The sequence below is a fragment of the Acetobacter papayae genome (genome assembly GCF_047721125.1).
GTDB classification, from domain to species: domain Bacteria; phylum Pseudomonadota; class Alphaproteobacteria; order Acetobacterales; family Acetobacteraceae; genus Acetobacter; species Acetobacter papayae.
Genome location: NZ_JBDNWF010000005.1, coordinates 91,855 through 104,043, shown reverse-complemented (window position 1 = coordinate 104,043; position 12,189 = coordinate 91,855). Strand labels below are relative to the sequence as shown.

General features: G+C 59.5%; 9 protein-coding genes and 1 pseudogene. 8 read left to right on the top strand and 2 right to left on the bottom strand.

The annotated features are described in order from the left end of the window. Both ABF757_RS03295 and ABF757_RS03290 read right to left on the bottom strand, forming a co-directional pair. Nucleotides 1-190 (bottom strand): annotated as a pseudogene (locus ABF757_RS03295) (hypothetical protein); the annotation flags it as partial. A 92-nt stretch (nt 191-282) separates the two neighbouring features. Next, complete coding sequence (locus ABF757_RS03290; RefSeq protein ID WP_415480887.1) at nt 283-1,590, bottom strand: MFS transporter; 1,308 nt, start codon at nt 1,588-1,590, stop codon at nt 283-285. Between the two features lie 177 nt (nt 1,591-1,767). On the opposite strand from ABF757_RS03290, the gene ABF757_RS03285 reads away from it, so the two are divergent. The 8 genes from ABF757_RS03285 to rpoB all read left to right on the top strand — a co-directional run bounded on the left by ABF757_RS03285 (nt 1,768) and on the right by rpoB (nt 12,110). Further along, on the top strand, nt 1,768-3,054 hold the full coding sequence (locus ABF757_RS03285) for a DNA recombination protein RmuC (RefSeq protein WP_415480886.1): 1,287 nt from the start codon (nt 1,768-1,770) through the stop codon (nt 3,052-3,054). Nucleotides 3,055-3,062: 8 nt separating this feature from the next. Continuing rightward, entirely contained in the window at nt 3,063-3,842 is a 780-nt protein-coding gene (locus ABF757_RS03280; RefSeq protein ID WP_415480885.1) for a response regulator transcription factor, read from the top strand. Then, nucleotides 3,829-5,220, top strand: coding sequence for a sensor histidine kinase (locus tag ABF757_RS03275; RefSeq protein ID WP_415480884.1), 1,392 nt, complete (start codon nt 3,829-3,831; stop codon nt 5,218-5,220). The genes ABF757_RS03280 and ABF757_RS03275 overlap by 14 nt, the downstream gene beginning before the upstream one ends. 126 nt (nt 5,221-5,346) lie before the next feature. After that, on the top strand, nt 5,347-5,781 hold the full coding sequence (gene rplK / locus ABF757_RS03270) for a 50S ribosomal protein L11 (RefSeq protein WP_025860190.1): 435 nt from the start codon (nt 5,347-5,349) through the stop codon (nt 5,779-5,781). Nucleotides 5,782-5,785: 4 nt separating this feature from the next. Beyond that, nucleotides 5,786-6,478 (top strand): 50S ribosomal protein L1, encoded by a 693-nt coding sequence (gene rplA / locus ABF757_RS03265; RefSeq protein ID WP_415480883.1) that lies wholly within the window; start codon nt 5,786-5,788, stop codon nt 6,476-6,478. A gap of 277 nt (nt 6,479-6,755) precedes the next feature. After that, complete coding sequence (gene rplJ, locus ABF757_RS03260; RefSeq protein ID WP_025860192.1) at nt 6,756-7,274, top strand: 50S ribosomal protein L10; 519 nt, start codon at nt 6,756-6,758, stop codon at nt 7,272-7,274. Nucleotides 7,275-7,373: 99 nt separating this feature from the next. Beyond that, nucleotides 7,374-7,748 (top strand): 50S ribosomal protein L7/L12, encoded by a 375-nt coding sequence (rplL, locus tag ABF757_RS03255; RefSeq protein ID WP_025860193.1) that lies wholly within the window; start codon nt 7,374-7,376, stop codon nt 7,746-7,748. A 189-nt stretch (nt 7,749-7,937) separates the two neighbouring features. Next, nucleotides 7,938-12,110 carry a DNA-directed RNA polymerase subunit beta gene (gene rpoB, locus ABF757_RS03250; protein ID WP_415480882.1) on the top strand — a complete coding sequence of 1,391 codons (4,173 nt, stop codon included), beginning with the start codon at nt 7,938-7,940 and terminating at the stop codon, nt 12,108-12,110. The last annotated feature ends 79 nt before the right edge of the window (nt 12,111-12,189 follow it).

Here is a 12,189-nt window from a genome sequence, read left to right as displayed (position 1 = left end):
CCCCAGCAATGGCGCCACCATTGCCGTTGTGGCGGTATGGGCCGCCACCCCAGCCGCCACGGTCATGCCAACCGGGCCCACCGCCCCAGCCGCCCGGTCCACCCGGATGAGCCTGTGCAGCGGAAAGCGTGACAGCGCCAAGCCCTGCAACAAGGGGCAGCACTTTCAGAATCTGTTTCAAACGGCGCATCTGATTTTATCTCCCCGGAGCAACGCGGGGCTGCTCCATCGTTCCTGTCATAAAAACCAGTATGAACCCGCATGTGGCAAATTCAGGGCTTATCAAAGGTCTTTTGTGGCGTGCCCGTCCGGTTGGGTGTTGGCCGTTATTTCGGCGGTAATGCTGTCGGTCATGTTCAGGCGCAGGACTGTCAGCAGGGTTATGGCGGCGGCGGCCGACACATAATAGGCAAACCAGCTTTCATGCCCGGCCTGCTTGCACCACAGGGCGATATACTCCGTGGTGCCGCCAAAAATCGATACGGTCAGTGCGTAGGGCAGGGCCACGCCCAGTGCGCGAATGCGTGTGGGAAAAAGCTCGGCTTTGACAATGGCATTGATGGACGTATAGCCCGAAGCCACGAACAGCCCCGCGACAATCAGCCCAAAAGCCATCCATGCAGAGGTGGCGTGCGAGAGAGCATTGAGCAGCGGGACTGTACCGAATGTCGCCCCAAACCCGAAAAACAGCAGCAAGGGCTTACGGCCCAGCCTGTCTGACACCGCGCCGAATAGTGGCTGCATGGCGGCAAAGGCCATAAGGCTCAGTGCGGAGATAAGGGTTGCACTTTCCTTGGAAAAACCCAGCGTATTGGCAAGGTATTTCTGCATGTAGATGGTGTAGGTGTAAAAAGCCACGGTGCCGCCGAGTGTCAGCCCGCAAACGGTTATGACAGCCCGCCAGTGCTGAAGCAGCACGCGCACGCCGCCCTTGTCGTCCTTGGCACGGGTTTTTTCAAAGCTTTCGCTCTCATTCATCTGGCGTCGCAGCCAGAAGACCAGCAGCGCCCCTGCCGCTCCGACAAGGAAGGGAATGCGCCAGCCCCAGCTTTCAATCTGGGCGGGGGTCAGCAGCACGTATTGCATGATCAGCAGCAGCACGAGGGCAAGCAACTGCCCCATAACCAGCGTGACATACAGGATACCCGACCAGAACCCGCGATGCTCCGGTGTTGCCACTTCCGCCAGATAGGTGGCGGAGGCCCCGTATTCACCCCCAAGGCTCAGCCCCTGCACCAGGCGGGCGCACACCAGAATGGTGGGTGCCAGCAGGCCTATCTGCTCGTAGCTCGGGCAGATGGCGATGGCGAGTGAGCCAAGGCACATGGCCAATACGGAAATGGTCAGCGCGCTGCGGCGGCCGTAGCGGTCGGCCGCCATGCCCAAAATCCACCCACCCACAGGCCGCATGAAAAAGCCGACAGCGAAAACCGCGGCTGCGTTTAGCAGTTCGGCCGTGGCGTTGCCGCGCGGGAAAAAGGCATGCGCGAAATAGATGGTAAAAGAGGAATAAACATACCAGTCGAAATATTCGAGCAGATTACCCGCCGATCCCGCCAGTATGCCACGAATACGCTGTGCCGTGTTCAAGGGGTTGTTCCTCCGGTATCTGGCATGCCGCAGCTTGCGTTGCGCGGTTCTGTTGTTGGTAACGAACGGCCATAACATTCGCGGTACGATGATGCCATCACGAAACAGTGTGTCCTCTGTGATGTGTCGGTGCGGCTGGCCCTTGCTCCAAAGCCGAACATACGACAAAACAGCGGCATGAGTTCCATAATTGTTCTTTTATGTGTTGCGTGCGGCGCGCTGGTTGTGGGGGGCGTGCTGGGCTGGCTGGTGGGGCGTGGCCACCAGAGGGGCAGCGCGGATGGTGATCTGCTGGCGCGCCTGTATGTCATGGTTGAACGCGAAGTGGCCATGGTCCGTTCGGAAACGGCGGGACTGCGGAGCGCTCTGGCCGAAGCCGAGCGCGGTATGGGGGAGAGAACCGAGCGCATGCGTGCGGCTCTGGCCGAGCAGCTTGGCACTTTGTCGGGCGGCATGGGGCGTGAACAGGCCGAGGCCCGTGCGGCGCAGGCACAGGCCTTGCAGGCTATGGCGGAAACATCGGCCCAGCAGCTTGCCGCCATTCGGCAGGCTGTCACAGAGCAACTCCACAGTGCGGTGGAAAAGCAGATGCAGAGTTCGTTCCAGCGTGTGCTGGAACAGTTTGCCGCTATGCAGAAAGCCATGGGCGAGGTGCGCGCCATGACAGCACAGATAAGTGATCTCAAGCGCCTGTTCAGCAATGTTAAAACCCGTGGCGGCTGGGGCGAGGCTCAACTGCGCGCCATTCTGGATGATGTGCTGCCGCCCGGTGCTTATGAAAGCAATGTCAGGATCGGCAGCGGGGCGGATGTGGTGGAGTTCGCCCTCAAAATGCCCGTCCGCTCGGACGCACCGCCTCTGCTGCCGCTGGACAGTAAGTTTCCCACCGAGGCGTATGAAAGACTGCTGAACGCCGCGGAGGTCGGTGATGCCGTAGCGGAAAAAGCCGCGCGTAAGTCGCTGGAAGCCACGGTCAGGCTTGAAGCACGTAAAATTGCAACAAAATATATAGCGCCCCCGAGAACCGTCGAGTTCGCCGTGCTTTATTTGCCCACGGACGGACTTTACACGGAGGTGGCCCGCATTCCGGGGCTGATGGATGAAGTGGGGCGGCAGTATCGTGTCATGATCATGGGGCCGGCTCTTATGCCCGCAATGTTGCGGACGATCCATCTGGGATATGTCACTCTGGCTCTGGAGGAACGAACCGAAAGTATTGCCCGGCTTTTGGGGGCTACACGTCAGGAGATGCTGCGGATGGATGGCGTGCTGGAAAAACTGGCCAGAAACGCTCAGGCCATGTCCTTCTCCATCGAGGAGGCACGCAGGCGGACACGGGCCGTGGGTAAACGGTTGAAAGACCTTGAGGTCTCCCCTGAGGAAACGGACGGGGCAGTGGATGAGGACTCTGAAAGCGATTTTACTGGAACGGTGCAGGACGGGGCTGCATCACGGTTGGTATGAGCAGGGATATGGACATGACGAAAGAGGACGCCACATTTCTCCCGCACGAGGATGATGTCCGTGATGAAGGACTGCCTGAACATGGAGCCTCCACCGAGAGCCCCAATGAAGACAGGATGGTGCTTCTGATCGAAGACGACACGACCATAGCCGAGGAAATAACGGCGGAACTGCGCGCGCGCGGCTTTCGGGTGCGGTGCGAGGCCACGGGTGATGCCGGGCTGGAAGCCGCTCTGCTGGGCGAGGCCGATGTTATGGTGGTGGACAGGCTGCTGCCCGGCACCGATGGCCTGTCGGTTATCGAGACCATGCGCCAGCAGGGTGTGCGTACGCCGGTTCTGGTTCTGTCCGCCCTGTCAGCGGTCGATGATCGGGTGTCCGGCCTGAAGGCGGGGGGAGATGATTATCTGACCAAGCCTTTCGCTATGGAGGAACTTGTCGCCCGGCTGGAAGCGCTGCTGCGCAGGCCGGATGACGTGCGCGCCACCCGTCTGCGGACAGGCCCGCTGGAAATGGATCTGATCGAACGCCGCGTATGGCGCGATGGGCGCGAGATCGAACTGCTCCCGCGTGAGTTCCGGCTGCTGGAATATCTAATGCGCCGCCCCGGTCAGGTGCTGACCCGCTCCATGCTGCTGGAGGATGTCTGGCAGTATCGCTTTATTCCCCGTACCAATCTGGTGGATGTGCATATCGGCAAGCTGCGGCGCAAGATTGACGCTCCCGGCGAAGAACCACTGATCCAGAGTATTCGCGGCACGGGGTTCCAACTGCGTGTTTCTGACTGAGCTTTTCCGCACCGCTACCTTCCGCATCACGCTCATGGCTCTGGCAGCCATGGCGGGTGTCATGGTCATGCAGTTCGGGCTTGTTTACGCCCAGATGGAGGCGGTGGAATCCCGCCGCTCCACCGAGCTGCTTGAGGGGGAGGCAGAGCTTTTGGCACAGATGTCGCCCGAGCATCTGGAATATGTCATCAGGCGACGCGCAACGGGCGATCTGCGGCTTATCATCAGCAGTGCTGGTCTGTTCGATGCCGGGCACGCCCTGATCGCGGGTGACCTGCATAGCTGGCCGCACGGGCTGATAGCCGATGGCAAGCCCCATAATATCGAAATCTACCCCGAGGAAGGCGCGCCCTATCCTCTGCGTCTGCTGGCGGTGTCGCTGCCCAATGGCACCATTCTGGTGCTGGGGCGCAGCTTTCACCTGCTGGCTGAACAAAAGCTCATGCTCCGGCACGCCATGCTGGTGGCAGCGGTGCCGACCTTCCTGTTTGCGCTCTTTCTAGGCATTATTCTCAGCCACCGGGCCTTGTCGCGTGTGAAGGAAATGCACGAGGCCATAGACCGGATCATGGGGGGCGATATTCACGAGCGTCTGCCTGCCGCGCGTGAGCGCGATGATCTGGAGCGGCTGGCCGGGAGCGTGAACCGCATGCTCGACCGGCTGGAACGGCTGATGGACGGCATGCGTGAGGTGGGGAATGACATTGCCCACGACCTGCGCACCCCGCTCTCGCGTGTGCGTGCACGGCTTGAGCGTGCTGTTTCCGCAGGGCTGGGGCCGGATGAGCTTGAGGCCGCCATGAGCCGCGCGGTGGATGATCTGGATCAGTGTCTGGGTACCATTACGGCGCTACTGCGTATTGCGGAGCTTGAAAACAGCCGGCGCAAAGCCGGGTTCGGGCAGGTGGCCCTGCGCGATCTCGTGGCGGATGTGTCTGACCTGTACGAACCCATTGCGGAAATGGAAAACAAGCGACTGATGGCGGTCAAGCCGCTTGCCCCCGTGCAGGTGTTCGGCGACAGGCACTTGCTGGTCGAACTGCTGGCCAATCTGGTGGATAACGGCATCAAGTTCACGCCCGAAGGGGGCAGTATCATGCTGGGCGTGACAGAGCAGGGCGGTAAGGCGGAACTGAGTGTAACCGATACGGGGACCGGGATCGCGCCAGAGGAGCGGCAGGCGGTGCTGTCGCGCTTCTACCGTTCCGATAAAAGCCGCCACGTGCCGGGTAGCGGGCTGGGGCTGAGTCTTGTCTGCGCCATCGCGCATCTGCATGAGGCGGAGGTGCATGTGCAGAGCGGGCCAGACGGGCGGGGCACGTGTTTTCGTATCTGTTTTCCGCCCCTGCGGGAGCGACCGGAGGGCATGGCCTCTTGACAGGCGGCGCATCCACCGGTAAGCGCCCCTTTCCTGATCGGAACGCGGGAGGTTTTGCCGGGCGCTGTAACGCTGGGTGGAATCGTATGAACCGCGGTCCGGGTTCAATAGAGAGGAGTCCCGGATATGGCCAAAAAAGTTGTTGGCTACATCAAGCTTCAGATTCCCGCTGGTAAAGCCAACCCTTCACCGCCGGTTGGTCCGGCGCTGGGTCAGCGCGGTCTGAATATCATGGAATTCTGCAAGGCGTTCAACGCCAAGACCCAGGGCCTCGAGCCGGGTATGCCGATTCCTGTCGTGATCACCGCTTATGCGGATCGCACGTTCAGCTTCATCACCAAAACCCCGCCGAACACCTACTTCCTGCTGAAGGCCGCCAAGATTTCCAAGGGCAGCCAGACGGTTGGTAAGAGTGCGTCCGTTGGTAAGGTGACCATGGCTCAGTTGCGTGAAATCGCTGAGCAGAAGCAGCAGGACATGAACGCGAACGACCTCGACGGCGCAGTGCGCATGCTCGCTGGTTCCGCCCGTTCCATGGGTCTTGATGTGGTGGAGGGCTGAGAATATGGCTAAGAACAAGCGTCTGGCCGCTGCTGTGGCCAAGGTTGTCGCTGGTAAGGCCTATGGCCTGGATGAAGCGATCGCCCTGGTGAAGGAAAATGCGACCGCCAAGTTCGACGAAACGGTTGAAATCGCCCTCAACCTCGGCATTGACCCCCGTCATGCTGACCAGATGGTCCGTGGTTTCGTGTCCCTGCCGAATGGCACGGGCAAGACCCTGCGCGTTGGCGTGTTTGCCCGCGGTGTGAAGGCTGAAGAAGCTACCGCCGCCGGTGCTGACGTCGTTGGCGCGGAAGACCTGATGGAAAAAGTGCAGGCTGGCGAAATCGCTTTCGACCGCTGCATTGCCACGCCTGACATGATGGCTCTGGTTGGTCGTCTGGGTAAGATCCTCGGTCCGCGTGGTCTGATGCCGAACCCCAAGCTCGGTACCGTCACCATGGACGTGAAGGGCGCTGTTGAAGCTGCCAAGTCCGGTCAGGTTGAATACCGCGCTGAAAAGACCGGTATCATCCACGCTGGTGTTGGTAAGGCTTCCTTCGGCACCGACAAGTTGGCTGAAAACGTGCGTGCGTTTGTTGACGCCGTGCAGAAGGCGCGTCCCGCTGGCGCAAAGGGCACCTACATGAAGAAGGCTGCTCTTTCCTCCACCATGGGGCCTGGCGTTCAGGTTGACGTCTCGGTCTTTACGGTCTGAGATGAGAATGTCGTGCTGCTGGCCTTTGGTCGGTAGCACGCATGGAAGGCATTTCGGTGTCTTCCGTTACCTGTCCGAGACTACACGCGGCCCATAGCGGTCTTAAACAGCGCAAGCTGGCGGGTGGTATGACGGGGATGCTGGTTGCAGGCTGATTTTTTCGGCGGCCCCAGATTCCGTTTCAAGGACAGGCGAGCGGGTGTTGCGCATGCGTGGCACCCAAAGGGCAACCCGTTCCGTCCGGCGTAAGCTGGAAGGGACAAGAAGGAGACGGGATTTGGACCGTACGGAAAAGAAGGCTTTAGTCGCCTCTCTGGCCACCGTTTTCGCCCAGACGTCCATGGTTGTGGTAACCCAGAATACTGGGTTGACCGTGGCCAGCGTGACCGATCTGCGGCGCAAGGTGCGTGCAGCGGGTGCGAACTACAAAGTCGTTAAAAACCGGCTGGCAACTCTCGCCCTGGATGGGACCCAGTTCAGCGGCATTGCGCCGATGCTGAAGGGCCCGACCGCGCTCGCGTGGTCGGATGATCCTGTGGCAGTGGCGAAGGTGATCGCTGAGTTCGCCAAAACCGATGACAAGCTTGTGGTGCTTGGTGGTTCTCTTGGTTCGCAGGTGCTTGACGCCAGCGGGATCAAGGCTCTGGCCGAGCTGCCGTCGCTTGACACGCTGCGCGCGCAGCTCGTGGGGCTTATCTCCACGCCTGCAACGCGTATTGCGGCCGTCACGCAGGCACCCGCCGCGCAGCTTGCTCGCGTTTTTGGGGCCTATGCCAAGACGGGCGAAGCCGCCTGATTGCATCCGCCTTTCGGGGCGGGTGTTTACGATACACGCGCAGCCTTCGTTCAGGGGGTTGCGTTCCGCTAACCAGTATTTATATTAGGAAGACTAACCATGGCTGATCTTGCTAAGATCGTTGACGAACTGTCCGCTCTGACCGTTCTTGAAGCTGCTGAACTCTCCAAGCTCCTTGAAGAAAAGTGGGGCGTTTCCGCTGCTGCTCCGGTTGCCGTTGCTGCTGCTCCGGCTGCTGGCGCTGCTGCCGCTGCTGAAGAACAGACCGAGTTCACCGTGATTCTGGCCGCCGCTGGCGAAAAGAAGATCAACGTGATCAAGGAAATCCGTGGCATCACGGGTCTGGGTCTGAAGGAAGCTAAGGATCTGGTCGAAGGCGCTCCGAAGCCCGTCAAGGAAGGCGTGAACAAGGAAGAAGCCGACAAGATCAAGAAGCTTCTTGAAGAAAACGGCGCGACCGTCGAAGTGAAGTAAGATTGCTGCTTTCTCGGTTTATACCGGGATAGTGTGATCTGGGTTACCGGGTGGAGGTGTCAACCTCCGCCCGTTTGCCTGTTTCTGGATGATCCAGGGCAGGGCAGAAGTTACGGCGTCCGGACTTTCTGGCTTGCGGTTTGCCGCAGGCCTGATGGTCTGGAAGACTAAGGCGGGGCAGGAGCGACGATGAACGCAATCACCAAATCGTTCACAGGACGGAAGCGTATTCGCAAGAGTTTTGGGCGTATTCCTGAAATCGCTCCGATGCCGAATTTGATTGATGTGCAGCGTGCGTCCTACGAGACGTTCCTGCAGGCCAATGTATCGGCTGACGCGCGTACGGCCACGGGCCTACAGGAAGTTTTCCGCTCTGTTTTTCCCATTAACGATTTCGCCGGGCGCGGTCGTCTTGAATTCGTCAGCTACGAATTCGAAGAGCCGAAATACGATGTCGAGGAATGCATTCAGCGTGGCCTGACATTCGCGGCACCTCTCAAGGTTATCCTGCGGCTGATCGTGTGGGACGTGGATGAAGACACGGGCTCACGCTCCATCCGCGATATCAAGGAACAGCCGGTCTATATGGGCGACATGCCCCTGATGACCGATAACGGCACGTTTATCGTCAATGGCACGGAACGCGTTATCGTCAGTCAGATGCACCGTTCGCCGGGCGTGTTCTTCGATCACGACAAAGGCAAGACGCATTCTTCGGGCAAATATCTGTTTGCTGCGCGCGTCATTCCCTATCGTGGTTCCTGGCTCGATTTCGAATTCGACGCCAAGGACCTGCTGTATGTCCGTATCGATCGTAAGCGCAAGCTGCCGATCACGACCCTGCTTTACGCGCTGGAAGGGGCCGCTTCGGCAGCCGCTCGCGCCGCTAAGCGGGCTGAAGGCGGTGATGTCGATGCCATGGAAATCCGTGGTATGGATGCCAATGAAATCCTTAGCTATTTCTACGACACGGTAAACTTCGCCAAAACCGCGAAGGGCTGGGCACGTCCGTTCGATGCGGAGTCCTTCCGTGGCGTCAAGCTGCTTTCGCCGCTGGTCGATGCCGAAACGGGTGAGGTTGTGGCGGATGCCGAAACCAAGCTCACGGCTCGTCTGGTGCGCAAGATTGCCGAAACCACCCGCGAAGTTCTGGTGGGTGAGGCTGACCTGATCGGTCGTTTCATCGCCCATGACATCGTCAATATGGATACCGGCGAAATCTACGGCGAAGCGGGTGAGGAAATCACCGAAGCGCGTCTGGCTGCCCTTGAAGAAGCAGGTCTGAAGGAACTGCCGGTTCTGGCTATCGATGGCGCCAAGGGTCCGTGGATCCGTAACACGCTGACGGTGGACAAGAATGCCGGGCGTGATGAGGCGCTGATCGATATCTATCGGGTCATGCGTCCGGGTGAGCCGCCGACTGCCGAAACAGCCGAAGCCATGCTGCAGGGCCTGTTCTTCGATCCCGACCGTTATGACCTCTCTGCGGTCGGTCGCGTGAAGATGAACATGCGCCTCGATATCGATGTGCCGGATACCGTGCGCGTTCTGCGTAAGGAAGACATCCTGCGTACGGTCAAGGTGCTGTGCGATCTGAAGGATGGTCGCGGCCAGATCGACGATATTGATAACCTCGGTAACCGTCGCGTGCGTTCTGTTGGCGAACTGATGGAAAATCAGTATCGCATCGGGCTGCTGCGGATGGAGCGCGCCATTCGTGAGCGTATGGGCTCGGTCGATATTGATACGGTCATGCCGCATGACCTGATCAACGCCAAGCCTGCTGCGGCTGCAGTGCGCGAATTCTTTGGTTCATCGCAGCTCAGCCAGTTCATGGACCAGACCAATCCGTTGTCCGAAGTGACACATAAGCGCCGCCTGTCAGCGCTTGGCCCGGGTGGTCTGACCCGTGAGCGCGCGGGCTTTGAAGTCCGTGACGTTCACCCCACGCATTATGGCCGTATCTGCCCGATTGAAACGCCGGAAGGCCCGAACATCGGTCTGATCAATTCTCTGGCCACCTATGCCAAGGTGAACAAATACGGCTTTATCGAAACGCCCTATCGTCTGGTGAAGGACGGCGTGCTTCAGGATGGCTGGAAATATCTTTCCGCCATGGAAGAAGAAAAGCTCGTTGTTGCGCAGGCCGATGCAAAGGTTGACGACAAGAACGCGCTGACCGGTGACCTGATTTCCGTCCGCCGTAACGGCGACTTCCGTCTGGTTCCCCCGACTGAAGTGACAGCAAGCGACGTTTCTCCCAAGCAGCTTGTGTCTGTTGCTGCGGCCCTGATCCCGTTCCTTGAAAACGATGACGCGAACCGCGCACTCATGGGCTCGAACATGCAGCGTCAGGCCGTGCCGCTGGTGCGCTCCGATGCGCCGCTGGTCGGCACCGGCATGGAAGCCGCTGTGGCCCGCGATTCCGGTGCGACCATCGTTGCGCGCCGTGATGGCGTGGTTGACCAGATCGACGGCGCGCGTATCGTTGTGCGGGCGACCGACACTAACGGTGCGACACAGGGCGTGGATATCTATCGTCTGCGCAAGTATTCCCGTTCCAACCAGTCCACCTGCATCAACCAGCGTCCGCTGGTGTTCGTGGGGGATCAGGTGCGTGCGGGCGATATTATTGCCGATGGTCCGTCCACCGAACTGGGTGAACTGGCTCTGGGCCGTAACGTGCTTGTCGCGTTCATGCCCTGGAACGGTTACAACTTCGAAGACTCCATCCTGATTTCCGAACGGATTGCCAAGGATGACGTGTTTACCTCGATCCATATCGAGGAATTCGAAGTCATGGCCCGTGACACCAAGCTGGGCCAGGAAGAAATCACCCGCGATATTCCCAATGTCGGTGAGGAAGCGCTCCGCAACCTCGACGAAGCGGGCATCGTGTATGTCGGCGCGGAAGTGAATCCGGGCGATATCCTGATCGGTAAGGTGACACCCAAGGGCGAAAGCCCGATGACGCCGGAAGAAAAGCTCCTGCGCGCCATCTTCGGTGAAAAAGCATCTGACGTGCGTGACACGTCCCTGCGCCTGCCCCCCGGCACGACCGGCACCATTGTTGACGTGCGCGTCTTCTCCCGCCGTGGCGTGGACAAGGACGAGCGCGCAATGGCGATCGAGCGTGCGGAAATCGAGCGTCTGGCAAAAGACCGCGATGACGAGCGCGGTATTCAGGAACGCTCCTTCTTCGGGCGTCTGCGCGAAAAGCTGCTGGGTCAGACGGCTGGCGCCGGGTTCAAGGGCGTCAAGTCTGGCACGGTTCTGACCGATGAAGTGCTGGATGAGCACCCCCGTGCGGTGTGGCGCCACATTGTTGTCGCGTCTGATACGGTCATGGCCGAGCTTGAAACCCTGCGTCGGGAATTTGATGCGGCGATCGCCCGCATTCAGGCCCGCTTTGAAAGCAAGGTGGAAAAGCTCCAGCGTGGTGATGAACTGCCGCCGGGCGTTATGAAAATGGTCAAGGTCTTTGTTGCCGTGAAGCGTAAGCTTCAGCCCGGTGACAAGATGGCCGGTCGTCATGGTAACAAGGGTGTGGTCTCGCGCGTTGTGCCGGTTGAGGACATGCCGTTCCTTGAAGATGGCACACCGGTTGATCTGGTTCTGAACCCGCTCGGCGTGCCGTCGCGCATGAATGTCGGGCAGATTCTGGAAACCCATCTGGGCTGGGCCTGTGCCAATATCGGCCGCGGTATCGGCGATCTGGTGGACGAATACCAGAGAACAGGTGAAAAGCGTCAGGAACTGCTTGACCGCCTCAAGGAAGTCTACGGCGATAAAGTCTATGATGACTCCATCGCTTCCATGACGAACGAGGCGCTGGTGGAACTGGCAGGCAACCTGCGGAAAGGCGTGCCGATTGCTACTCCGGTGTTCGATGGCGCGTCCATTCCCGATATTGAAGCCATGCTGGAAAAGGCTGGTGTCAACAAAAGCGGGCAGTCGCAGCTGATCGATGGGCGTACGGGCGAGCCGTTCGAGCGCCGCACGACGGTTGGCTACATCTACATGCTCAAGCTGCACCATCTTGTTGACGACAAGATTCACGCACGTTCCATTGGGCCGTATTCGCTTGTTACGCAGCAGCCGCTGGGTGGTAAGGCGCAGTTCGGTGGCCAGCGTTTCGGTGAAATGGAAGTGTGGGCGCTGGAAGCCTATGGCGCGGCCTACACCTTGCAGGAAATGCTGACAGTCAAATCGGATGACGTTTCGGGCCGTACCAAAGTGTACGAAGCCATCGTGCGGGAGCAGGACGACTTCGAGGCAGGTATCCCCGAAAGCTTCAACGTGCTGATCAAGGAACTCAAGTCCCTTGGCCTGAATGTTGAGATGGAGCAGGGAGCCGACTGAGGGTGCCTTTCTCAGACATGATCCATACTTATTTCAAAGGGATGGCCGGGGCGTGTGCTCCGGTTTCCCGTTTCCCGCT